Source organism: Agarivorans gilvus (assembly GCF_001420915.1).
Lineage (GTDB): Bacteria > Pseudomonadota > Gammaproteobacteria > Enterobacterales > Celerinatantimonadaceae > Agarivorans > Agarivorans gilvus.
The window spans coordinates 3,034,730-3,059,771 of sequence record NZ_CP013021.1 but is presented as its reverse complement, the minus strand read 5'-3'; the positions used below and the strand labels follow the sequence as shown (position 1 = coordinate 3,059,771).

Genomic DNA, 25,042 nt, shown 5'->3' with positions numbered 1-25,042 from the left:
ATGACTAAGTTGCTGATTGGCAATTTGGAAACCTGCCACCTACCCGACTTAGGGATCCACGATTTACCGGTGCGTATCGACACTGGTGCAAAAACCTCGTCACTGCACGTTGATAACATGGAGCGCACCAAGAAAAATGGCAAACCGCATATCAGCTTCGACTTGCACCCCGACATCTATAATTTAGAGCAAGTATGTCGTTGTACCGCGCCAATAGTGGATACCCGTAAAATTAAATCGTCCAATGGCGAAGTGGAACAGCGTTACGTCATTCAAACCAGTTTTCAATTGGGTGAATTAATCTGGCCTATAGAAATTTCCTTGAGTAATCGTCAAGATATGAGCTACCTAATGTTGTTAGGACGTCAAGGAATGGGGGACAAAGTTTTGGTTGACCCCTCACAAAGCTTTTTAGTCAGCAGCTAGTTAGCTGCCGACCGGCCTTGGCCCAAGCCAAGGCCACGCACTACAAAGGATAGAACATGACCAACGAAGTCAACGAAAGCCCTCCGTTACAAACCTTTGATGGTCATCACGATGACGCACTAAACCGGATCCTCAAGCTACTCAAGCAAGAAGAACAGCCGGTAGACTTAAGCTTTGTTGAAGATTACGACAATGCCATCTTAGCCAACTTGATCGAGTCTTTACCCGACCAATATCGGCAACAAATTTGGCCATATTTGAGCGAACAGCGCTTTTGGCCAATTTTGCATTTAATGCAGTATGAAACGGTTAAACACTTATTTGACTTGTTTACAGCGCAGCAAATAAACGCTTTACAACGCCATATTGGCGATACTGAAATTGTTGAATTTGCCGACTTTCTTCCCGAGCAAATGGTGGACACTTATCTTGAACAACAAGACGAGTTAAGTGCCACCCAACTACAAGACGCCTTAAGTTATGAAGATGAGCAAATTGGTCGTTATACCGATCTGCACATACTGCGTGCCCGTCCCAACTCAACCGTACATCGAATCAAACAACGCCTGCTAGACAAGCAGGATAAACATGTGGCGGTTTACTTGGTAGACGCCCAAGGGCAATTCCAAGGTGCCTGCAGCATGACCGATATTATCAATGCTGACGATCACACTCGCTTAAAAGAGCTGAGCTTTAGCATCGAGGTGTTTGACCACCAGCAAATGCTCAGTGAAGTCGCCTTGTCGGTCAATGTATTGGCTGGCCACGCCTGGCACCCAGTGCAACGTGACGGCAAAATTATTGGCGCGATTGCGGTATCCAACCTCGTGCAATGGTTGCAAGAACGTAGTTTGGAAGTGGCAATTAGTGAGGCACCGTCTAACGAAGAAGATCTATTTACCCCGGTGCGCACCGCCGCCAAGATGCGAGCCATTTGGCTCACCACCAACTTGGCCACCGCGTTCTTAGCTTCTTGGGTGATTGGTTTATTTGAAGGCGCGCTACAACAACTGGTGGCCTTAGCGATTTTAATGCCGGTAGTGGCCAGCATGGGCGGTATTGCCGGTAGCCAAACCTTGGCCGTAGCGCTGCGCGGTATTGCCCTGAACCACTTACAACAAAGTAACTTAAAGCTGTTATTAAACAAAGAGCTCAAAATTGCCGCATGGAACGGCCTATTGCTGGGCATAGTGATTGCGGGGGTGGTCAGTTATTGGTTTAGCTCAATACCACTGGGCTTGGTGATTTTCATTGCGATTGTATTAAACAGCTTAGCGGCGGCGGCCTCAGCTACGCTGATCCCGTTCTTGCTGAAAAAAATGAAGATAGACCCCGCAGTGGCAGGTTCAGTAATCCTGACCACGGTGACCGACATCGTAGGCTTTGTGGCCTTTTTGGGCTTAGCCTCACTGTTTCTTATGCATTAATTTAAGGATGCTAGCATGCTTAGAACTTGGCTCAGTATTAACGGACAAGCCCCCCAATTTGGTGACCAGCAGCAAATCGCTAGCTGGTCTGCTCAGGCTGATGCCAAAATATGGATAGATATCGACTTAAGTAACTATCTGCAATTGGAAGCAGAACAAATTTTAAAGCAGTTTAATTGCCATGCGTTGTCGATTGTTGACGTATTCCGCCATCGTCATCCGCCGAAAATAGAGCTGTTTAACGACCAAGTATTCCTGCTTTATCGCGGCATTCAACAAAGCTTAGGCGAGCTTAAATTTGAGCACATGCAGCTGGCTATGTTTATTGGCCCCAATTACTTAATCACCTTACATCAGGGACGCTCGCAGGGCATCGAGAACTTGCTGGAGCAAGGCTTTGCCAAATACCTTAATGCGCCGCTGAGTTTGGCCAGTCGCATCATGCATACTTCATCCAATTTGTACTTAAACCAATTATTAGAATTTGAAGACAAACTCAGCGAGCTAGAAGAACAAATTCATGAACATGGCGACGACCACATTCTGGCAGCCATTACTCGTAAGAAAACCGATTTGCTACGGCTAAACCGGATCTTCAACTACCACCTCAACCTCAGCCAAACCTTAATAGAGCTACAGCATCAAGACGAGCCCAGTAACATCAGCATCGATCAACCGGTGATGCAGGATCTACACGAACGTTTTGAGCGGCTGCAAAGCTTGAGCCGAATGTACTACGAGATTTGTGGTGACTTAGTCGATGGTTATCTGTCGATTAGCTCGCACAAGCTGAACAATACTATGCGAGTACTGACGCTGATTACCGCCATTTTTGTTCCCTTGAGTTTTTTGGCAGGGATTTATGGTATGAATTTTGAGGTGATTCCAGAGCTACACCACCCCGACGGCTACTTTATTCTGTTGGGAGTGATGGCCTGCATCGCACTAGGCCTGATCGGCCTGTTTAAATGGAAGCGCTGGTTTTAAGCAGCGCCAACTAATACACGGCGGGCCTTTGTGGCTGGCCGCTAGGCTTAGTTTACTTCAATATACACCTTGTCTAAAAACGACATGGCGAGGTTATTATCGTAATAAGCCGCTTCATTGATAAACGCCGGATAAACGGTTTTATTGCCTTCGTAATAAATATCTTCCCCGTTAAAAGTACGGAACAAAGGCTCGCCCGGATTTAAGGGTTTAAAGTCATTGTCTTGCACATGCTGGTGAACCATGGCCAAGCGTTCGCCCTGTTCATCCATTGGCAGGGTAATGGTATCGAGATACAAAAACGCTTCTAGCAGTTTTGGCAATTCAGGTACGGCTTGCTGATTATATAAATCAACGAAGTCGAGAATGTAGCCGGTCATTCGCTCCATTTGCTCAAGAATATCTTGGCGTAAGGCCGATTGTGGCTGCGGCCCCACTTCAATCAATACCCCGTACTTACCACAGCTGGCTAAGAAACGATGCTGCGCCATGTCGTCTTCGGCTTCTTCCAAGAAGATCACCGCCTCTGGCATCTGCATTTTCACGTAAGCCGCTAACTGTTTATAAAATGGTGTTTGTTCAAGTAGGATCAGGGTTGGCCCCATATTGGAGGTGGTATTGTGTAAATCAATCACCAAATCCATATTGGGATTAGCCTTAGGCCCCAACTGCTGATGCAGCGCCTTGGCACGAGACTGCTCATAGTTAGCCAAATCATAATCGGCCAGAGACTGGGCGCTAAACTGGCGATTTAAGTCGGCGTCGATGTAACGCTTATTTTCTGCATGGGCTTTGGGGTTAGCAAATACGGTTTCCACCTGCAGGCTCGCACGCGCCAGTAACTGAGGCTGCTGTTGCCATTTCTTAATCAGGTAGATACCGCTGAATTCGTTTCCGTGAGTGCCGCCAACAATCGCGACTTTAGAGATCTTAGACAAGCTTGTTGCTCCTTTTAAGCTCAATGCTGCAAGCATTGAGCTTAAAAGGAAATCACTTATGACTCAAGCCAAAGCCACTTTATGACTCAAGCCTAAACCACTAGCTATTCATCTTCATCCTCGTCTTGCTGTTGCTGGTTCTGCCTATAAGCCTTAGGGGTCAGTTCTAAGTCTTTCTTGAATACCGCATACATGTATTGCAGAGAAGGATAACCACACAGCTCAGCGATGTCGGCAGTGGACAGCTCGGTATTACGCAGCAAGCTCATGGCTTGTTCAAGTTTAGCGCAGTGAATCTCTTGGTGAACCGAGTGGCCAATATCATCTTTAAAGCGCTTCTCTAGATTAGAGCGTGATACTTTCACGTAATCCAGTACCTGTTCCACCTTAATGCCCTTACACGCATTATGGCGAATGTAGTGCATGGCTTGAATCACATAAGGGTCTTTCAAGGCTTTATAATCGGTAGATTGACGCTCTACCACTTGCTCGGGCCCAACCAACAAACGTGGTTTACCCAAGTCGTGGCCTTGCAGCTGACGATGTAGCATTTTTGCCGCCTGAAAGCCCATTTTACGACAGCCCTGCGCCACCGAACTCAAAGATACGCGGCTTAAATGGCGGGTTAAGTCTTCATCGTCGATACCGATGATGGAGACCTTGTCTGGCACTATAATGCCTAAATGGTCACACACCTGTAGTAAGTGGCGCGCCCGCGCATCTGATACTGCCACAATGCCCACTGGCTTAGGCATGGACTGGATCCAATCGGCCAAACGGTTCATCGCATACTGCCAAGATTCAGCGTTGGTTTCTAAGCCGCGATAAACCGCACATTCATAACCATCGTTGGCGACAAGTTGTTGAAATACCGACTCGCGCTCCATCGCCCAACGACAGTCTTCGCTCTTGGGCATACCATAATAGGCAAAATATTCTAAACCCTTGGCTTTTAAATGCTCGTAGGCAGAGCTCACCAAGGCGCGGTTATCGGTCGCCACATAGGGAACTTCGGGATAGTTTTCGGGGTTTTCATAGGAGCTGCCCACTGCCACTATCGGCACTCGCAAGCCCTTTAAAGCTTGCTCTATTTCAGGATCGTCAAAATCGGCGATAATGCCATCACCAACCCAATGTTGTAACTTGCTGATCCTGCATCGGAAGTCTTCTTCCAAAAAAATATCCCAATCACATTGGGAGGCTTGCAAGTAATCTCCAATCCCCTTAATTACTTGACGGTCATAAACTTTGTTGGCGTTAAACAACAAAGTAATTTTAAAACGCTTATCAAACATCTGGGATCCTAGTGCTAGGTCATTCGAGAATTAATTCAATATGTAAAAAAAAACTCGAAAGCGCCACTGTGAAAAATCGTAATGTGATTATGATCATGTACATTTTAGGCAAAATTGTGAACTTCACCACGCGAGAGAAAAACGCTACTCCGCTAGCAATTTTCGTAATTGAGAGCGCTTTCTAATCCACGGCAGGATTATGCCATATTGTTTAATCATTGGCTGCCATCCTTAGCGTTGTGCTAAATCAAGCAGCTCGCTTCCATGAAGGAAAATTTATGTATATTGGTATTGATTTAGGCACCTCTGGCGTCAAAGTAGTTTTGCTAGCCGAAAACGGCGAGCTACTAGGCCAAGCAAGCGAGAGCTTAACGGTATCGCGTCCTGCGCCACTGTGTTCAGAGCAAGCACCTGAAGATTGGTGGCAAGCCACTCAAGATGCACTCACCGCGCTCAGCCAGCAGCACTCTTTAGCCACGGTAAAAGCCATCGGTTTAAGCGGGCAAATGCACGGAGCGACCCTATTAGATAAGCAAGGTGAAGTGCTACGCCCAGCCATTTTGTGGAATGACGGCCGCAGCGCCGCCCAGTGTGAAGAATTAGAACGCTTGGTGCCAGAGTCTCGCGACATAGTGGGCAACATCATGATGCCGGGCTTCACTGCCCCCAAATTGCTTTGGGTGAAACAAAACGAGCCAGAGATCTTCGCCAAGGTCGACAAAGTACTATTACCTAAAGATTACCTACGTTATTTGTTATCTGGTGAGTTCGCTTCAGATATGTCTGATGCCGCTGGCACCATGTGGCTCGATGTGGCAAAACGTGATTGGAGCGAGCAAATCCTCGCCGCCACTGGCCTCACTCGTGAGCACATGCCCGCCTTGTTTGAAGGCAACCAAATTACCGGTCAACTAAAAGCCGAATTAGCCGAGCGCTGGGGCATGCCTGCAGTACCACTGGTAGCGGGTGGTGGTGACAACGCCGCGGGTGCGGTGGGCGTAGGTATCACCAAACCCGGACAAGCCATGCTGTCTTTAGGTACCTCGGGGGTTTATTTTGCGGTTAGCGATGGCTACCTCAGCAACCCAGAGTCTGCCTTGCACAGCTTCTGTCATGCCTTACCCGGCACTTGGCACCAAATGTCGGTGATTCTTAGCGCGGCCTCTTGCTTAGACTGGGTGGTTAAGCTCACTGGACAAGCCGATGTACCGAGCATGTTAGAGGCAGTAGAAGCCGCTCCAGAAAGTGACAACCCTGTGGTGTTCCTACCTTACTTATCGGGCGAGCGCACACCTCATAACAACCCCGAAGCCAAAGGCGTGTTCTTTGGCATGACTCACTCAACTGGCCCGCTAGACCTATGCCGAGCCGTTCTAGAAGGGGTAGCCTTTGCCTTTGCCGATGGTTTGGATGCGCTGCATGCCACTGGCTTAAAACCTGAGGAAATCACTTTGATTGGCGGCGGCGCACGTAGCCGTTACTGGCGGCAAATGCTGGCCGATGTATTCGGTCAAGCAATGAGCTACCGCCTAGGCGGTGAAGTTGGCCCAGCCCTAGGTGCGGCTCGCTTGGCTCAATTGGCGGTTAATCCTGAAGCCAGTTTAGAACAGGTTTGTCCGGTTCCCGAGTTGGTTGAAGTACACCAAAGCAATGCCGAGCGCCATGCTAATTACGCCCAACGCCGCGCCTGTTATCAAGCGCTTTACCCGCAGTTGCTTGGTTTGTTTTAAGCACTTAGCTCTGCTCTGCGCCAGCCAACAGGCTGGCGTTCACTACGTGTATGACTGCAATACTGTTTATTTATTTCCCTTAGCCATTGGAAACCGACGATGACCGAAAACTACCGCGTTGCACTGTTACTTAACGCCAACATGGCCTATGACCGCGGCATCATCACGGGCATCTCTTCATTTGTGAAAAAAGGCAGCCCGTGGAATCTATTCATCGGCGAACAAAACCTATTTTCGGTGGACGATTTTAATAAGTGGCAAGGAGATGGCGTGATCGCCGATTTTGATCACCCCGACATTCGTGACGCCATCCAATCACGAGATATTCCAGTGGTGGGGGTTGCCAGTAGTGAAACTGTAGCCAAACAAATGCAGGGCTATCCGCTAGTGATGTCGGATAACAAACAGATCATCAATATGGCGGCGCGTTTTTTAAAAATGCGCCGTTACACTCATCTGGCCTTCTGCGGCTACCCTAACCGCCCCTTTAATAATTGGTCGGCCAATCGACAAACCCTGCTGCGTCAATGGTGCGTTGACAATCAATGCAGTTATAGCGAATTTACCGCTAGAGACAATGCCGATACTTGGGACAGTGACCTAGCCTGTTTATGTGAATGGTTAACTCGCCTGCCCAAACCAGTGGGCATTATTGCCGCCAATGACGTGCGTGCGCGCCAGCTGAGCTATGCCTGCAAACTGGCAAAAATTAGCATTCCTGAAGATGTGTCGATCATGGGCATCGACGATGATGAACTCAACTGTACCCTCAGCCTACCCAGCTTAACCTCGGTGCGCCAGGGTACCCGAGCCATGGGTTACTTGGCCGCTTCCTTACTGCAGCCCTTAATGGAAGGCAAACAGCTGATTCAGCATCAACATTATGTGCAGCCAGAACGGGTGATTGCTCGCGACTCCACCGACTTCTTCCATTTTAAAGATAACTTGGTACGTGGGGCGCTTAACCTGATACGGATTAATCAGGGCAATATCAAAGTAAAACACATCTTGGCCGAGCTGGGCTGCTCGCGCGGTGCCATCGACAACAAGTTTCACCATGAGCTGGGTATGTCCCTACATGCCTATTTACTGGATTGCCAACTCAACCTAGCCCTAGAATTATTGGTTGATACCGATCAAACCTTGAGCCAAATAGCCCAAACCGTGGGTTTCAGCAGTCCACAATATCTCTCCTGCGCGGTCAAAAAACGCTGGGGAATGGCCCCCGGCATGCTACGTGAGCAAAAAGGCATGACAAACCGAGAGCTAGCTCCGTTTATTGAGCAAACAAAGCAACCATTAAAACAGGCCTAAGTGGCCAATAAACGAACTTGACTAGGCGATAAACACAGCATAACTGACTAAAAGCTGGTGTTTTATTGCCAAGCAAGCTCTCCGCAAACAGCGTGAGTTTAAGTATAAAAATCAACCAACAAATACGGTGAACAATGAAAAAACATGATTCACCTTACTATATATCTGCCACTTTATTGCGTATCTTTTTTTAGCCGATGGGCGCATGCTGCTTTGAATAAGTACAACAAGGCAACATCTTGTCGCGGTGAGGCAAGCCAAACACACCAATACAACGTGATCTTGATCGACACTGCGAAAATTCAACATAAGCGCTAAAAAAAGCGTAATTGTACTTAACTGCCAGTCTGGCACTTTATACGGATATGGAGCTTAGTTGGAAGCTTGACCTGCAACTGATAATGCAGGCAAACCAACAAGCCTAGGAATATGATTTCATTACTAAGGGTCGATACTTTTTATGAGTTCTCTACTACAACAGCTGAAACAATACACCACCGTGGTGGCCGATACCGGTGACTTAGACACCATGCGTAAATTTTCACCTGAAGACGCTACCACCAATCCTTCACTGATCGTCAAAGCACTTGCCTTACCGGAATACTCCGAACTGTTAAAAGAAGTAGCAGCTTGGGCGAAAACCCAAAGCGATGATCCCGCCGAACAACTAGCTATGGCTGCCGACAAAGTGGTGGTAACCATTGGTTGCAAGGTGCTAGAACTGGTTCCTGGACGTATCTCTACCGAAGTAGATGCCCGCTTATCGTTTGATACCGAAGCCAGTATTGCCAAGGCGCGCCGCCTAATAGAGTTATATCAAGCCGCTGGCGTAAGCAAAGAACGCGTGTTGATTAAGTTGGCCTCAACTTGGCAAGGTATTCGCGCCGCCGAACAATTAGAAAAAGAAGGGATTAACTGTAACCTAACCCTATTATTTTCATTCGCCCAAGCACGCGCCTGTGCCGAAGCTGGCGTATTCTTAATTTCGCCCTTCGTTGGACGGATCCTAGATTGGTACAAAGCCAAAGACGCCAGCATCGACTACAGCGGCGTGAATGACCCCGGTGTTATTTCGGTCACCGAGATTTACCGTTACTACAAAGATCACGGTTACAACACCGTGGTAATGGGAGCGAGCTTCCGCAATATTGGGGAAATTATTGAGCTTGCCGGTTGTGATCGCCTCACCATTGGGCCAGCACTACTAGAAGAACTTGATCAAACTGAACAAGTGCTAGAACCGCGCTTACAAGACCAAGGCGTCACTAAAACACGCCCCGAGCCAATGACCGAAGCCGAGTTTTACTGGGCTCATAACGAAGATGCCATGGCCACAGAAAAACTCGCGGAAGGTATTCGTGCCTTTGCCGTTGATCAAGTCAAACTCGACAAAATGCTAGTTGAAGCATTACAAGCTTAAGCCACTATTAGGAAGCAAAAGATGTCTCACCCTCGTCAACAATACGCCAACGCGATCCGTGCGCTAAGCATGGATGGCGTGCAGCAAGCAAAATCAGGCCACCCTGGTGCGCCCATGGGCATGGCCGATATCGCCGAAGTACTATGGCGTGACCACTTAGTTCACAACCCTAGCAACCCTAGCTGGAGCAACCGCGACCGCTTCGTACTATCTAACGGCCATGGCTCGATGCTGCTCTATTCTCTGCTTCACCTAAGCGGGTATGAGCTACCCATTGAAGAATTGAAAAACTTCCGCCAGCTGCATTCTAAAACGCCCGGTCACCCAGAGTACGGTTACGCTCCCGGCGTAGAAACCACCACTGGCCCACTGGGTCAAGGGATCGCCAATGCGGTGGGTATGGCACTGGCAGAAAAAATGCTCGCTGCCCAATTTAACCGCGACGACTTTGCTGTGGTCGACCACTTCAGCTACGCCTTCATGGGCGATGGCTGTTTAATGGAAGGTATCTCGCACGAAGTTTGTTCACTGGCCGGTACTCTAGGCTTAGGCAAACTGATTGCCTTCTGGGATGATAACGGCATTTCTATTGATGGCCACGTAGAAGGCTGGTTCACCGACGATACCCCAGCTCGCTTTGAAGCCTACGGCTGGCAAGTAATCCGTGACGTAGACGGCCACGATCCAGAGCAAATTAATGCCGCCATTGTTGCAGCTAAAGCCGAGCTAAGCAAACCCACCTTAATTTGTACTAAAACCATTATTGGTTTTGGTTCACCCAATAAATCGGGTTCTCACGACTGTCACGGCGCACCACTAGGCGAAGACGAAATCAAAGCCGCCCGCGAGTTTCTTGGCTGGCAGTACCCTGCTTTTGAAGTTCCCAGCCATATTTATCAAGCTTGGGACCACAAAGCCAAGGGCAGTGAACAAGAAAATGCTTGGAATGACCTGTTTGCCGCCTATAAAAAAGCCTACCCAGAATTGGCCAGAGAATACTCGCGCCGGGTTCAAGGTGAGTTGCCAGAAAACTGGCAAGCTGAAAGCCTAGCCTTGTTGCAAGGTTTACAAAATCAACCCGCTAACATTGCTAGCCGCCAAGCGTCTAAAAATACCTTGGATGTGGTGGGTAAGTTGTTGCCCGAGCTACTCGGTGGTTCCGCCGATTTAGCACCGTCTAATTTAACTTTCCACGCTAGCTCTAAATCAGTGAGTGCCGAAGATGCTTCGGGTAACTACATTCACTACGGGGTGCGAGAGTTTGGTATGTCAGCCATGCAAAACGGCATCGCCTTACATGGCGGCTTTATTCCTTATTCAGCCACCTTCCTGATGTTTATGGAATATGCGCGTAACGCTGTGCGCATGGCGGCGCTAATGAAGCAGCGCTCAATTTTTGTTTATACCCACGATTCCATCGGTTTGGGTGAAGACGGCCCCACTCACCAACCGGTCGAGCAAGTGGCGAGTCTGCGCCTGACTCCCAACATGGAAACTTGGCGCCCTTGTGACCAAGTTGAATCGGCGGCGTCTTGGATCAACGCCATTGAGCGTCAAGACGGACCTAGCGCGTTAATCTTCTCTCGTCAGGCACTTGAGCAGCAAAAACGCAGCACTGAGCAATTAGAACAAATTAGCCGTGGTGCTTACGTATTAAAAGACTGCAGTGGCACGCCAGAGTTGATCTTAATTGCTACCGGATCCGAGGTAGAACTAGCCGTAGCGGCAGCCGCCAAGTTGAGCGAGCAAGGTAAGCAAGTGAGAGTTGTTTCGATGCCTTGTTGTGAGCGCTTCGACAAGCAAGATGCCGACTACCGCGAAGCCGTATTACCCAACGCAGTACGCGCACGAGTCGCAGTAGAAGCGCTACAAGCCGACTACTGGGGCAAATACGTTGGTTTAGACGGTATCACTGTGGGCATGACCAGTTTTGGTGAATCAGCTCCGGCTGGTGAATTGTTTAAACTGTTTGGTTTCACCGTAGACAATGTAGTGGATAAAAGCCTTAGCTTATTAGCCAAGTAAGCCTAACAACCTTAAAAAGCGCTATTTATAGCGCTTTTTTTTGTTTACGCTCTAGCACCAAGCAAACTCGCGCTAACTATGCAGCTACTCAGCTAAAGTCTGCGCGCTCAGGCTTTTTCAAATAATTTTGCTATTCGCCAAGCTACCCGCTTACAATGAAATCTATACTGCAAGGATAGCGAGTAAAAAGGAGCCATAGCGAATGGGTAAAGTAGCACGCTTGCTGGCGGCTTTCGTCGGGCTATGGCTTGCTAACGCTCAAGCAGAGCCGTTGCGTTTGGTTTATCCCGATTTCCCCCCTATACCACCAATAGCGAAGCTCCCCAAGCGGTTGGCAATTTCTTGCTGGAGAAAATCATGCAAAGCATGGGGCAAGACTACCAAGCCAGTATAGTGCCCAATTTTAAGCGAGCACTTAGTGAAATTGAACACAATAAAGCGGATGGTTTTTTCTTGGCCTCGCAAAATAGCCAACGTGATGAGTTCGCCGAATTTTCTAGCCCTTTACTGTATAACAATTGGAGCTGGTTTTTTCGCTACGACACCTTCTTAGACCCTTATTCAGCGGCATTTAAAAGCCAAGCCAAAGTCGCCTCAATTGAAGGAACAAATACCCATTTTTGGCTGTTACAAAACCACTATCAGGTTATCGGTAAACAACACAATGTAAAAAAACTGGCGCAAATGCTGTTCGACGTTAAACGCATCGATGCGGCTTTTTTGTCAGCTGACGTATTTAAAGAAAGCGCCGAGCACCCTAACTTGATTAACGACGAATACATTGAAGTAGTACAAAGTGCTAGACCTTTTGGTATTTATATCTCCAAGCAGTATTTAAGCCAGCACCCAGACTTTATGGCTCGCTTAAACCAGACCATCAATACTGTACAGAAACAATACTTAAATAATTCCTACTCGCTCTCTGGTTTTAAACGCGACGCCGCAGCCCGATAGCCCCTCACTACTTATGTTTTTCGTTAAGCATGAATAAGCTTGTTACGAAATTTCACATCGAAACCTATTTCAGCTATTTTTTTTGATTTTCCTGAAAAAGCACGCTGAAAAAACGCGAGTCAGCGCACGAAAAGTAAATAGCTGAAAAAACCCTGCATTTTTCGTAATTGAGGGAAAGCCTGCCAGAGCTAACAATGAAACTCACCAGGAGACAGGTTCTCCGGATGAAAACGCATTCTTTTTAGGAGTAGTACCATGGCTCAATATTTTGACCAATTTGAAAAAATCGCATACGAAGGACCTGAGTCCACTAACCCCTTGGCTTTCCGCCATTACGATGCCAATAAAGTAATCATGGGTAAAACCATGGCCGAACACCTACGCTTTGGTGCTTGTTACTGGCATAACTTCTGCTGGAACGGCTACGACATCTTTGGTGCAGGCACCTTCGACCGTCCTTGGCACCAAGGTGGCGATACACTAGAAAACGCCAAGCTAAAAGCCGATGTAGCTTTCGATTTCTTCTCTAAAATTGGCACTCCATACTACTCATTCCACGATGTAGATGTGGCTCCACAAGGCAACTCAATTAAAGAGTACGCCGAAAACATGAAAATCATGATGGACGTGCTAGCTCAGAAACAAGACGAAACAGGCATGAAACTATTGTGGGGCACCGCCAACGCCTTCTCTAACCCTCGCTTCATGTCTGGTGCAGGCTCTAACCCTAATCCAGAAGTATTTGCCTATGCAGCGACTCAAGTGTTCACAGCAATGAACGCCACTAAGATGCTAGGCGGTGAAAACTACGTATTATGGGGTGGCCGTGAAGGTTATGAAACGTTACTCAATACCGACCTACGTCAAGAACGCGAGCAACTAGGCCGCTTCTTCCAAATGGTAGTTGAGCACAAGCATAAAATTGGCTTTAAAGGCACCTTGTTAATCGAGCCTAAACCAGCAGAGCCCACTAAACACCAATACGATTACGATACCGCCACGGTATATGGCTTCTTGAAGCAATTTGGCCTAGAGAACGAAGTAAAAGTTAACATCGAAGTAAACCACGCCACCCTAGCTGGCCATTCTTTCCATCACGAAATTGCCACCGCCATTTCACTAGGCCTATTTGGCTCTATTGATGCAAACCGCGGTGATGCTCAACTTGGCTGGGATACCGACCAATTCCCGAACAGTGTTGAAGAGTGGACACCAGTGATGTACGACATTCTACGCAATGGCGGCTTTGCTACGGGTGGTTTGATGTTTGATACTAAACTACGTCGTCAAAGTATCGATCCAGCTGACTACTTCCACGGTCACATTGGCGGTATGGACACTTGTGCACTAGCACTAGAAAAAGCGGCCAAACTGATCGAAAGCGAAGAAATTAGCAAAATCGTAGCAGAGCGTTACGCCGGTTGGAGCGGTGACTTTGGTAAAGCCATTATGTCTGGTGATTACAGCCTAGAGTCTTTAGCACAACACTCCCTTGCTGAAAATATTGACCCTGCCCATGTATCAGGCCGTCAAGAAGAGTTGGAAAACATCGTCAACAAATACATTTACAGCAAATAAGCTGAAAACCGATCGCTAATTGGTACTAATTTGCCGACGCTCTGCGTCGGTTTTTTTTATTTAGCTGCCGCGACAAGGAGTGACCGCTAAGCAAGCCGAACTAACTCCGGTGTGAAGCGCCCCCCACCTGTCTATGCCTTTGCTTAAGCTCAAGTTATACCCGTCCTAAAAACCATTTTCTGCTGCACTCACCATGAGTACATTACACAGACTGCTATTACCTCGAACAGCTGGCACACACAACTCGCTAAACTAAACCTAAACGCTCTGCTGCTAACATTAATGGCTAATGCTATTCCCTCAATACAAACTTATTTCAGTAACAACAAAAATCTGACTGTTGCTAGCGCAACTAAAACTTATGCCCTACCATTTAATGATAAAAAAATCATTAAATGGTAAAAACTAATGAAACCAAACCCTGCCACACCTTTAAGTTTGTGTTTGTTACTGCTGTCTTCACCGCAGGCGGCGCTTGCTCAGCAAACCTCCCCACCAGCCCTGTTATTAGCTAGCGAATATTCTCAAGATATTCCGCTGCAAGGCTATTGGGTGTGTGAAAATACGATGGCATTAGAGCCTATTGGAATGGCCAACAATTAATCAGCCGCAACGGTCTGATAATTTCTCTGCCCGCTACCTTACGCCAGCAACTCCCGAGTATTCCTATCGAAGGAGAGCTCTGGTTGGGGCGTGGTCAGTTTGGCGCACTACAGAGTTTAATCCAGCAGCAAAACCCCTCCGCTGAACAATGGCAAGCTCTGCAATTTATGGTGTTTGATTTGCCCGAAGCTGCTGGCAGTTATCGCCAGCGTTATCAGCGCTTACAGCAGCTAATTGAGGGTAAACCCTTTCTGCAGTTACCCACTTACCAGCCATACTCCAACCAATTGGCACTCGAGCGCCAGCTGGCCGAACTAAGCGATAATGGCGGAGAAGGGCTGATGTTGCGCGATCCCGACGCGCTCTATCTGGCGACCCGCAGCAAGGCCTTGATTAAGTATAAAAGCTATCAAGATGGCGAGGCCGAGGTCGTTGCTTACAGCCAAGGGCAAGGTAAATACCAAAACATGGTGGGTGCTCTGGTGGTAAAAGACGCTCAAGGCCGGCTATTTAAATTGGGTAGTGGCTTAACTGAGCAGCAGCGTGCCACTCCACCCGCCATAGGCAGCATGGTGCACTATCGTTATAACGGGCTGACCAGCAAGGGCAAACCGCGCTTTGCCCGCTTTGTGCGGCAATACCAAGCGCTATAAGAACAAAGTCGCTGAACGGACTAGAGCAAGTGAATTACACGGCAACAAAAAAGGGGCCTTCGCCCCTTTTCTCTCAAAACCTAAGCTACTTTAAGTTTTTATTGCGCTCTACATCCACTAAGTAGTCACCTTCCAACCAGTTGCGTCCCAGCAGCATTTTATAGTGCATTTTACTGCGGTTACGCAGGTTCACTTCTACGGTTTTCGCCTGCCCCTGCCAAGCCACAGCCAGCGCCACTTTATAACGCACCTCTAAACCTTGCGAATTACGCACCGCCACCACATCGGTAATTTTGGCCTTGCCCTGATGTCGCTCGCCTTGCTCGTTTTCGGTAGTAAATTGCAGGTACTTACCAATGTTGCTGCGCATCTTCGGCCGCACCACCGACTTTTGCTCAGCCTCACTGTAATCAGCAGGGTTGATGTTTACCCCATCTAGCACATGCATCTCCACCGCATGCAAAGAAGTACTGGCGGCCCCGGTATCCACTCGACTCAAAAAAGCCAAATCGGCTTCCAGTACTTTGACATATTCGGCGGCGCCTACCACTTGCTTGTCGGCCATCGCCGCATGGCTCGCCATCAGCAACGTGAATACCAGCAATAGGTTTTTCAACATCGTTCACCTCTTCAATTATCGCGTTCTAGCGCCAGAGCGCATTGCGCCGCTTAGCCTAACACGATTTTTTCGATTTTAGCTACATCTAGCCGAGCCCGACCAAAGCAAGTTAGCCCATCACCCTGTCCCAGTCTTTCCACACCACTTGGTAACCGGCCTTACGCACCGCGGCAGCCACCTCTTCAGGGCGCCTATCGTCGCTAATTTCAAACTGCTCTAAAGCCTTAGAGGAAGTGTCTGCATAACCACCGGGCTGGGTGCTAGAAAAAGCGCTCATGCTGGTAATACCCAGTGGAATGGCGTGATTGCGAAAATGCTCCGATTCACGGGTCGACAGCGACAGTTCTACATCGTGATTAAATAAGCGATAGGCGCAGATAAGCTGTACCAACTGCTTATCTGTCATCAAAGATTTGGGCTGAAAGCTGCCTTCACAGGGGCGCAGGCGCGGAAACGAAATAGAGAACTTGCTCTGCCAGTAACGGCGCTCTAAATACTGTAGGTGGGCGGCAGCAAAGAAACAATCATTGCGCCATTCATCTAAACCGATCAAAGCCCCGATGCCAATCTTTCTGATCCCGGCTTCACCTAAACGCTCTGGTGTGGCCAAACGAAAATCAAAATCGCACTTCTTGCCCTTGTGATGTACTTCGGCATAACGCCGACGGTTATAGGTTTCTTGATAAACCATCACCGCATCTACGCCTAGGCTAACGAGCTCTTCATACTCGGCTTGCTCCAAGGGCTGCACTTCCATGGACACATGGTTAAAACGCGCCTTGACTCGCGGTAGCACCTTACGAAAATACGGCATGCCGGTAAGCCGCTCCGACTCTCCGGTCACCAGCAGAATATGATCAAAACCCAGTTGTTTAATCGCTTCTAACTCGGCATCGATGGCTTGTTCATCCAAGGTTACTCGGCGAATTTTATTGCCCATGGAAAAGCCGCAATACTCGCAAACATTGCTGCACATATTGCTTAAGTACAAGGGAATATAAAACTGCTGATTTTTACCAAAGCGCTGTTGGGTAATACGCTGGCTGCGCTGCGCCATTTGCTCTAGGTAGGCTTCCGCGGCGGGCGAGATCAGCGCCTGAAAATCGTCTAAGTCTAACTTATCTTTGGCCAACGCCCGCTCCACATCGGCCGCCGACTTGCTGTTAATCGCCAGATGTACCTCGGCACTATCATACTGCGCCAATAGCTCAGAAAAGCTCATGTCGGCTCCTTATCAGTCATCCAGAAAGGCGGTTAAAGGGCTCGAAGCCATAGCCTGCTGTTGCTGGCCGCCTAAACCGGCCAAGTAGGCGCTGCGCCCTGCCTCAACCGCTTGGGCAAAGGCCTTGGCCATGGCCACCGGATCTTTGGCCACCGCCATCGCGGTATTCACCAATACCGCATCTGCTCCTAGCTCCATCGCCAAGGCGGCATCCGAAGGTGCGCCGATGCCTGCATCCACCACCACTGGCACGCGAGCTTGCTCGATGATGATTTCCAGAAAATCGCGGCTTCGTAAGCCCTTGTTGCTGCCAATTGGTGCGCCTAGCGGCATCACCGCGGCGCAGCCTAGATCTTCTAAGCGCTTACACAGCACCGGATCGGCATGCACGTAGGGCAATACCACAAAGCCCTGCTCCACCAAAGTGGCGGCGGCCTTTAGCGTTTCAATCGGATCTGGCATGAGGTATTTAGGATCGGGGTGGATTTCCAATTTTACCCAGTTGGTGCCCAGCGCCTCACGCGCTAACTGGGCGGCAAATATCGCTTCCTCGGCATTACGCGCACCGGAAGTATTGGGCAATAGATTCACCCCAGCTTTAAGCAAGGGCGCAAGGATATCGTCGTCTTGGTCTTGCACATCGACACGCTTCATCGCCATGGTGACCAACTGGCTACCACTGGCTTGAATGCTTTGGCTCATTAACTCGGAAGTAGCAAATTTGCCGGTTCCGGTAAACAAGCGACTCGTAAAACTTTTATCTGCAATGTTTAACATCTGTACTTCTCCTAACCGCCAGCAATTGCGCGAAAAACTTTGACTTTCGCCTGCTCGCTGAGCGGCGTATTGGCCCAGTCACTGCGGCTAACGATGTTGCCGTTGACTACCACAGCGATGCCGTTGGGGTTTTGTTGTTGCTGCTCTAGCAGCTGTTGCAGAGTGAGCGCAGCTGCAAGCTCTAGGCGCTCACCATTAAATTCGATAGTAATCATGATGCTTGTTTCTCTTCTCCACATACTGGGCAGGCGCTATCGGCATTCACCTTAAGATGGAACCACTCCAGACTATGCGCATCAAAGCTGGAAAAACGGCCCACTTGAGCAGACGGAATATCGGCCAGCAGTTTCAACGTTTCCAAGGCCTGTAAGCTGCCGATGGTGCCCACCACCGGGCCTAAAATCCCGGCGTTGCTGCAGTTAAGCTGTTGCTCACTGGCATCAGGAAACAGGCAGTGATAACAGCCTTGCTGCGCTTGGCGAAAGTCAAATACCATTAGCTGACCATCGAAGGCCACTGCGGCGCCACTGACCAAGGGCACCTTGGCCTCGACACAGGCTTGGTTCACCGCATAGCGAGTGACGATATTGTCGCTACAATCAAGCACCACATCGGCCTGCGCCACTTCCATCGCTAACAACATTGCATCCATTTTGCGCTGCACGGTACGCACTTGTACGCTGGAATTAAGCGCCTGTAGCTGCTGTTTTGCGGCCACTACCTTAGGCTGCTCCACATCGGCTTCGCGGTATAACACCTGGCGCTGCAAGTTAGAACTCTCAAGCTGGTCAAAATCGGCGATCACCAATTTGCCTACTCCAGCGGCGGCTAAATACAGCGCCGCCGGTGCGCCTAAGCCACCCATCCCCACTAGCAAGACCTGAGCGTTTTTCAGTTTCAATTGCCCCGCCTCACCTAATTCTTTTAATAACAGGTGACGGCTGTAGCGCAGGCATTCCTGATCGCTTAATGCTGCTGGTTTGGATGTGCTTCGACTCATAGTGTTTCCTTTACTGGTTTGGCTGCTCAACAATGGCCTGCAGCGCCGCTAGCGCAATAGCGGGATCACTGGCTTCGGTAATCGCTCGTACCACCGCCACACTGCCTACTCCACACTGCCATACTTGCTTGGCGCGCTCCAGATCAATGCCGCCAATGGCTACCAAGGGGTAGTCTTGCATTAGCGCCGCATAACGGCTTAGCTTGGCCAAGCCCTGCGGCTTGGACGGCATTTGTTTGGTGGTAGTGGGGAAAATATGCCCAAGAGCAATATAACTGGGTTGCAACTGGCTGGCACGTAGCAATTCAAAATAACCGTGAGTGCTAATACCTAAGCGCAAACCCGCCGCGGCAATGGCGCTTAAGTCGGCTACCTCTAGATCCTCTTGCCCCAAGTGCACCCCGTAGGCGCCATGTTTCACCGCTAATTGCCAATAGTCGTTAATAAACAGCCGCGCCTGATAATCCCGACCCAGTGCAATCGCGGCTTGAATATCGGCCTCCACTTCACTGTCGGCTTTATCTTTGATCCGCAGTTGCAGAGTTTTCACGCCTAATTTAAGCAAACGCGCTATCCACTCTAGGCTGTCTACCACCGGGTAAATACCCAGCTGATTGGTATCACAGCGAGCAAAGGGCACCGCTTCTGGCCAAGATTCGCCTAAACCAAAATCTTGGCCTAGCGCGGTTTGCGCCGACTCCACACGCGGAAAATCACTACGCTGCTGCGGCCAGCCAAGGTGAGCTAGGTTGCCCCGCCCCTGTAGCTGTTTCAGCCCTTGAAATACATAGGCCTTGGCCAATACCAAGGCATCTTCCATGGCAAAATCGTGCGCTAGCGCCGAAGCCAAGGCCGAGGCCAACGTGCAGCCAGTACCGTGAGTGTGCGGCGCATTCAAGCGAGGGCTGGATAGCAGAATCTCGCGCAGCCCGTCGCTGTAATAGTCCACGGCAAGCTCTGGGGTAATGGTGCTGTGACCGCCCTTAGCCCACACCGCTTTTGCTCCCTGCGCTAACAGCTGCTGACACGCCTGCTTAAGTGCCGCTACGCTGTTTAGCTCGATGCCGCTTAAACTGGCTAGCTCACTGGCATTGGGCGTGACTACATCGCTTTGCGCAAACAAAGCTGGTAAGGCAGCAATTACTCCCTCTAGCGCTAAACTAGCACCGGAGCTGGCCACCAGCACTGGGTCACAAATCACCAGTGGCGGCTCCGCCCAGTTAGCCTTGTAGCTGGCGATTTTATCCGCCACTAAGTGCACGAGTTCGGCGCTGCCTAACATGCCAATTTTGATCACCTTGGCCGGGTTAGTTTCAGCTAAGGCATCTAATTGAGCAGCTAACAGTTCCAGCGACGAGGCCTGTATCGCCCTCACCCCTTGAATGTTTTGCGCGGTAATTGCGGTCACTGCCGTGGCGCAGTCCACCGCAAAATCGTGGGCGGTGAGCAAGTCGGCCTGCAAACCGGCACCTCCGCAGCTATCGCTGCCGGCGATGCTCCAAATTTGCGGGCGCAGGCTGGGCTGCTCGGCAAACTTATTGTTCATCGGCGGTCTCGGAGCGTAGCGGTGAGTGATAAATTTCTGCGCCCTTGCCTCTAAACTCGGCAGACTTTTCCGCCATGCCTTCGGCTACGTAGCTCAAGTCGGCTAGCGGCTCGTCTAACAACTTTATTTCTAAGTCGTTAGCGTAATCGCGTACTTCCTGAGAAATCTTCATCGAGCAGAACTTAGGCCCACACATCGAGCAGAAATGCGCCACCTTGGCTGAATCTTGCGGCAGGGTTTCGTCGTGATAAGCACGCGCCGTATCGGGGTCTAGCGCTAGGTTGAATTGATCTTCCCAACGGAACTCGAAACGCGCCTTACTCATGGCGTTATCGCGAATTTGCGCGCCACTGTGGCCTTTGGCTAAATCGGCCGCATGAGCAGCAATTTTGTAGGCAATCAGACCCTGTTTAACATCGTCTTTATTGGGTAGACCCAGATGTTCTTTAGGGGTCACGTAACACAGCATGGCGCAACCAAACCAGCCGATCATCGCCGCACCAATCCCCGAAGAGAAGTGGTCGTAACCAGGAGAAATATCGGTAATTAGCGGGCCAAGGGTGTAGAACGGCGCTTCATGACACTCTTCTAACTGCTTCTCCATGTTCTCTTTGATCATTTGCATCGGCACGTGACCAGGGCCTTCGATGATCACCTGCACATCGTATTCCCAAGCAACCTTGGTCAGCTCGCCCAGGGTTTCCAATTCGGCAAATTGCGCTTCATCGTTGGCATCGGCAATCGAACCAGGGCGCATGCCGTCACCCAAGGATAGCGATACATCATAGGCGGCACAAATTTCACAAATATCGCGGAAATGCTCATAGAGGAAGCTTTCTTGGTGATGAGCCAAACACCACTTAGCCATAATCGAACCACCTCGCGACACAATGCCGGTCACCCGTTTGGCGGTCATAGGCACGTAACGCAGTAACACCCCCGCATGAATGGTGAAATAGTCCACCCCTTGCTCGGCTTGCTCAATCAGGGTGTCGCGAAATACTTCCCAAGTGAGATCTTCGGCAATGCCGTTGACTTTTTCTAGAGCCTGATAAATCGGCACCGTACCAATCGGCACCGGCGAGTTACGGATCACCCATTCGCGGGTTTCGTGAATATAACGACCGGTGGATAAGTCCATCACCGTGTCCGCGCCCCAGCGGGTAGCCCATACCAACTTCTCTACTTCTTCTTCAATCGACGAGGTGACCGCCGAGTTACCGATATTGGCGTTTACCTTCACCAAGAAGTTACGGCCAATGATCATCGGCTCGGCTTCGGCGTGGTTAATGTTGGCCGGAATAATCGCTCGGCCGCGCGCCACTTCGTCACGCACAAATTCTGGGGTAATGTACTCAGGCAAGGCCGCACCAAAGGAGTGACCGGGTTGTTGCTGCTCCAGCAAGTCTTGGCGGATTTTTTCGCGGCCCATGTTTTCACGGATCGCAATGTATTCCATTTCTGGCGTCACAATGCCTTGGCGAGCATAGTGCAACTGAGTAACAGTTTTTCCGAGCTTGGCCTTACGTGGGGTAGGTAGGTTTTCAAAACGAATATGATCTAAGCCTTCATCGGCGAGGCGCTGCTGAGAAAACTTAGAACTTAAGCCGCTGAGTTCTTCAGTATCGCCGCGCTCGTCAATCCAAGCCTTACGCAACTGCGGCAAGCCCTTATGTACGTCTAGCTCGGCCTGCTCGTCGCTGTAAATGCCTGAAGAGTCATATACTCGTACCGGTTCGTTGGCTTCAAATTGAGGTTGCTCTTTGGTACCGCCGACTAAGCTGTCGGAGAGATTGATTTGGCGCATTGCCACTTGAATATCGTCTCGGCTACCTTGAACATAGATTTTTTCTGAATTAGGAAAGGGTTGGCCTTGCAGATTATTGATGTATTGCTCTGCTGCAGCTCGATTTTCGCGTCTTGACATGACTGGCCTCTTAATAAAATTTAACAATGAGGCTTGTCGGATGTAGGAAAAGTAATCGGACACTCTGCTGCATTAAGCAAAAAGCGATGCAACTAAAGTAAACAGATAGGATTACTCATCTTGTTCCCTGCGCAGGCATTACCCTGATCAAGTTATACGGATCCCGCACTACGTAGCTATTACTAACCGCGGTCTCAGCCTTTCGGCACTCCGACAAGAGAGCCGAGTATAGGAGCTATAAAACTAAACCACAATAGCGAAATCTCACAAACGGCGCGATAAAACTAACCCACCAAGGCTAAGCATTGTTAGCCGCCGCGGCTTGCCGCTTGAGTTACACCTAGCTTATAAACTCATGCGAATCTTTAAGCTGGTGACTTGCTTGTCGTAACTCACACCGCTCTGGTTTGAGTCTTTATCGCGCCATAATTGCCATAAGGACACTTCTAACCAGCGGCGAAATTGATAGCGAATTCCCACTCGTCCTTCGTAGACTGTATCTTTACGCTCTAAGCCGACATAATCGTCATTACTGTAAGTCAAGGTGAGATCGGTGGCTAAGCGCTGTAACCAATAATGCTCCCAATCAACGCTCAGCTTGTCATTGTCGATAACATCGCCGCCTTGCTCTGGCGCCTTAGCTTGACGGCTCCCTGCCAGAGTGAAATGGGAATAACTGCGTGGTGACCAGTCGGCCGCCAGCGACCAACTCAAGCCGCTAAACTGTTCCCGCTCGCCTTGATCAAACTTACGCCGTTGCCAACCTAATTTGGCTCGCCCCTTAGTTTTACCGCTGATTTCCCAGTCGGCTCCCACAAACCCGGCTAGGTCGTTAAAGTCTCGACTGGCTACGCCAGCCTGCTGTTGTTGGTAGTCACTGCTAAGCGCCCCCAGCTCGGCCAGTATTCGCGTCGCCGAAGAGAGCCGATAGAAAAAGCGGGCATTGCCTTGCAGGGCATTACGATCTCGGAATTGAGTGAAGTCGCGGAAATTTTCATAGTCGATACGCCGCAGCAGCGCCTCTAGCTGGACTTGAGCGCTAGCGCTGGCTGCACCAAAGTCATAAAGGCCACGCAGCGCATTTAAGCGGTAACGTACTGGCTCGTCGATGGTGCCACCCACCCCTGAGGATATACCCTCACCACGTTGGTCATGGTTGCGCTGAAAGTCATAACGCAGATTCAAGTGATGCCTGACGCTAAACTTCCAGTCACCGGTTAAACCGAACTTATGGTCAACAAAATTATCCGCGCTACTGTCGGCGTAGTCCCCCCAAATCAGGCGGTAACTGGCATAGTAGGCACTTTTTTGTTGTTCGGAAATAGCGCTAATGGCCGGGGAAACGATGGTTCCCCAAGAGGCTATTTGATCGCTTTCCCTGTTGGTCAAATTGCTGTCGTACAAGCCCATCACTTCGATGCTGGGCACAATGCCAACGCCATCTGCGGTATACCATTTTGCCGGCTGAATAGCCGCCATAACCGGAACCGAGCATAACAACGCTGGCAACAAGACACTCCCTATCTTGCGCATTGGCGATCCTCCCAAGTCTCTGTCACTACCTTAGCAAAGCTATAGGACTTGGCTCAATGCTTTTTCTTTATAGTGCGCAAATAAGCTCACAGCTTAGTTAGCTACCAGCTGATTTGAATCCCGGCGCTAAACACTAAGGCAATGATAAAGCTCAACTTTGCGGTGGCTTGTAACTGTTGATCAAGATCTTGCGCCTGATAACCCACAAACACCGCATGGCTCACTTTAATTAAGGCCAGCGCAGGCAAGATGAATAACCAAGCCAAGCTAAGGGGAGCCTGCAACCAAGTGACCAGTGCAAACAATACTAGGGCAAAGTACACCAAGGCCAAATGGTAACAGCGGGCTCGGTATTCGCCTAAACGTACCGCTAGAGTATGCTTGCCAGCTTGTTGGTCGGGTTTGAAATCTCGTAGATTATTAATATTTAGCACCGCGGTAGCTAACAAGCCGTTAGCCGCGGCCAGCATCAACACCCGCTGGTCAAACTGGTGAGTATGTAGATAATAGCTACCCAACACGCCCAGCAAACCAAAGAAGATAAATACGCTAATGTCGCCAAAACCGCGATAGCCGTAGGGCTTAGAACCCATGGTATAGGCAATGGCCGCAATGATGGAAAGCCCACCTAGTCCGATAAAACCTAACCACGCGGTAACATTGTTACCCAAGCTGACGCTAAGTAGCGCTAAGCCAGCAACGATGGATAAGCCCGCCACGCTAATAATCGCCCGCAGCATCTGCTGGCGCGATAACAAGCCTGCTTGGATTGCCCGCTGGGGACCAAGCCGAGTATCGTCGTCGAGACCCTTTTCGGCATCACCGTAATCGTTAGCGAGATTGGATAAAATTTGCAGCAACAAGGCGGTGACTAAGGCCAAAACCAGTACCGTCCAAAAAAACTGCTGTTGAGCATAGGCCAAAGCCGAACCCAAAATAATCGAAGCGCTCGCCAAAGGCAGAGTTCGTAAACGAGCCGCATGAAGCCATGATTTCAAAGTAATATTCAACATTAACGATAACAACTTAGCGCCTATTATTGCTCAGCATCAAGGCAGAGCCAAATCT

At 49.6% G+C, this 25,042-nt stretch carries 22 protein-coding genes and 1 riboswitch; of the genes, 11 read left to right on the top strand and 11 right to left on the bottom strand.

All coding sequences use genetic code 11. From position 1 onward, the window contains the following. The 3 genes from AR383_RS14355 to AR383_RS14345 are packed head-to-tail and all read left to right on the top strand — an operon-like array spanning position 1 to position 2,840. Positions 1-426 carry an ATP-dependent zinc protease family protein gene (locus AR383_RS14355; RefSeq protein WP_055733755.1) on the top strand — a complete coding sequence of 142 codons (426 nt, stop codon included), beginning with the start codon at positions 1-3 and terminating at the stop codon, positions 424-426. Positions 427-482: 56 nt separating this feature from the next. Continuing rightward, positions 483-1,853, top strand: a complete 1,371-nt coding sequence (locus tag AR383_RS14350; RefSeq protein ID WP_055733754.1) for a magnesium transporter — start codon at positions 483-485, stop codon at positions 1,851-1,853. Positions 1,854-1,868: 15 nt separating this feature from the next. Beyond that, positions 1,869-2,840: a magnesium transporter CorA family protein gene (locus AR383_RS14345; RefSeq protein ID WP_055733753.1), complete on the top strand. Its 972-nt coding sequence runs from the start codon at positions 1,869-1,871 to the stop codon at positions 2,838-2,840. A 47-nt stretch (positions 2,841-2,887) separates the two neighbouring features. On the opposite strand, the gene AR383_RS14340 is transcribed toward AR383_RS14345, so the two are convergent. After that, positions 2,888-3,778, bottom strand: coding sequence for an aspartoacylase (locus AR383_RS14340; protein WP_055733752.1), 891 nt, complete (start codon positions 3,776-3,778; stop codon positions 2,888-2,890). Between the two features lie 104 nt (positions 3,779-3,882). Further along, the gene (locus AR383_RS14335) at positions 3,883-5,073 is read right to left on the bottom strand and encodes a XylR family transcriptional regulator (RefSeq protein ID WP_055733751.1); all 1,191 of its coding nucleotides are present in this window, start codon (positions 5,071-5,073) and stop codon (positions 3,883-3,885) included. Positions 5,074-5,351: 278 nt separating this feature from the next. Between AR383_RS14335 and xylB the strand changes: the two genes are divergently transcribed. The 8 genes from xylB to AR383_RS14300 all read left to right on the top strand — a co-directional run bounded on the left by xylB (position 5,352) and on the right by AR383_RS14300 (position 15,350). Continuing rightward, positions 5,352-6,803, top strand: coding sequence for a xylulokinase (gene xylB / locus AR383_RS14330; protein WP_055733750.1), 1,452 nt, complete (start codon positions 5,352-5,354; stop codon positions 6,801-6,803). 99 nt (positions 6,804-6,902) lie between these two features. Then, a complete protein-coding gene (locus AR383_RS14325) occupies positions 6,903-8,117 on the top strand; it encodes a XylR family transcriptional regulator (protein WP_055733749.1) in 1,215 nt (404 codons plus the stop codon). A gap of 460 nt (positions 8,118-8,577) precedes the next feature. Beyond that, positions 8,578-9,537 (top strand): transaldolase, encoded by a 960-nt coding sequence (gene tal / locus AR383_RS21585; protein ID WP_055733748.1) that lies wholly within the window; start codon positions 8,578-8,580, stop codon positions 9,535-9,537. Between the two features lie 21 nt (positions 9,538-9,558). After that, the gene (gene tkt / locus AR383_RS14315; protein WP_055733747.1) at positions 9,559-11,562 is read left to right on the top strand and encodes a transketolase; all 2,004 of its coding nucleotides are present in this window, start codon (positions 9,559-9,561) and stop codon (positions 11,560-11,562) included. 357 nt (positions 11,563-11,919) lie between these two features. Continuing rightward, the gene (locus tag AR383_RS14310; RefSeq protein ID WP_055733746.1) at positions 11,920-12,516 is read left to right on the top strand and encodes a type 2 periplasmic-binding domain-containing protein; all 597 of its coding nucleotides are present in this window, start codon (positions 11,920-11,922) and stop codon (positions 12,514-12,516) included. A 255-nt stretch (positions 12,517-12,771) separates the two neighbouring features. Beyond that, positions 12,772-14,094, top strand: coding sequence for a xylose isomerase (gene xylA, locus AR383_RS14305; RefSeq protein ID WP_055733745.1), 1,323 nt, complete (start codon positions 12,772-12,774; stop codon positions 14,092-14,094). Positions 14,095-14,502: 408 nt separating this feature from the next. Beyond that, positions 14,503-14,697, top strand: coding sequence for a hypothetical protein (locus tag AR383_RS21330; protein ID WP_083481625.1), 195 nt, complete (start codon positions 14,503-14,505; stop codon positions 14,695-14,697). Beyond that, positions 14,667-15,350: a DNA ligase gene (locus tag AR383_RS14300; protein ID WP_083481624.1), complete on the top strand. Its 684-nt coding sequence runs from the start codon at positions 14,667-14,669 to the stop codon at positions 15,348-15,350. The genes AR383_RS21330 and AR383_RS14300 overlap by 31 nt, the downstream gene beginning before the upstream one ends. Positions 15,351-15,435: 85 nt before the next feature. Here AR383_RS14300 and AR383_RS14295 read toward each other — a convergent pair whose 3' ends face one another. From AR383_RS14295 to AR383_RS14255, 9 genes are all read right to left on the bottom strand, one after another. Further along, on the bottom strand, positions 15,436-15,969 hold the full coding sequence (locus tag AR383_RS14295) for an ATP-dependent zinc protease family protein (protein WP_055733744.1): 534 nt from the start codon (positions 15,967-15,969) through the stop codon (positions 15,436-15,438). 109 nt (positions 15,970-16,078) lie between these two features. Beyond that, on the bottom strand, positions 16,079-17,191 hold the full coding sequence (gene thiH, locus AR383_RS14290; protein WP_055733743.1) for a 2-iminoacetate synthase ThiH: 1,113 nt from the start codon (positions 17,189-17,191) through the stop codon (positions 16,079-16,081). Positions 17,192-17,203: 12 nt separating this feature from the next. Next, positions 17,204-17,968, bottom strand: coding sequence for a thiazole synthase (locus AR383_RS14285; RefSeq protein ID WP_055733742.1), 765 nt, complete (start codon positions 17,966-17,968; stop codon positions 17,204-17,206). A gap of 11 nt (positions 17,969-17,979) precedes the next feature. Continuing rightward, the gene (gene thiS, locus AR383_RS14280; RefSeq protein ID WP_055733741.1) at positions 17,980-18,183 is read right to left on the bottom strand and encodes a sulfur carrier protein ThiS; all 204 of its coding nucleotides are present in this window, start codon (positions 18,181-18,183) and stop codon (positions 17,980-17,982) included. Then, entirely contained in the window at positions 18,180-18,968 is a 789-nt protein-coding gene (locus AR383_RS14275) for a HesA/MoeB/ThiF family protein (protein WP_055733740.1), read from the bottom strand. The genes thiS and AR383_RS14275 overlap by 4 nt, the downstream gene beginning before the upstream one ends. Before the next feature lie 10 nt (positions 18,969-18,978). Then, a complete protein-coding gene (thiE, locus tag AR383_RS14270) occupies positions 18,979-20,514 on the bottom strand; it encodes a thiamine phosphate synthase (RefSeq protein WP_055733739.1) in 1,536 nt (511 codons plus the stop codon). Beyond that, positions 20,504-22,441 (bottom strand): phosphomethylpyrimidine synthase ThiC, encoded by a 1,938-nt coding sequence (gene thiC, locus AR383_RS14265; RefSeq protein ID WP_055733738.1) that lies wholly within the window; start codon positions 22,439-22,441, stop codon positions 20,504-20,506. The genes thiE and thiC overlap by 11 nt, the downstream gene beginning before the upstream one ends. Positions 22,442-22,548: 107 nt before the next feature. Beyond that, positions 22,549-22,664, bottom strand: a riboswitch (TPP riboswitch). Between the two features lie 122 nt (positions 22,665-22,786). Beyond that, a complete protein-coding gene (locus AR383_RS14260; protein WP_055733737.1) occupies positions 22,787-23,974 on the bottom strand; it encodes an outer membrane beta-barrel protein in 1,188 nt (395 codons plus the stop codon). 101 nt (positions 23,975-24,075) lie between these two features. Continuing rightward, positions 24,076-24,972 (bottom strand): 1,4-dihydroxy-2-naphthoate polyprenyltransferase, encoded by an 897-nt coding sequence (locus AR383_RS14255; RefSeq protein WP_232304745.1) that lies wholly within the window; start codon positions 24,970-24,972, stop codon positions 24,076-24,078. Between the last annotated feature and the right edge of the window lie 70 nt (positions 24,973-25,042).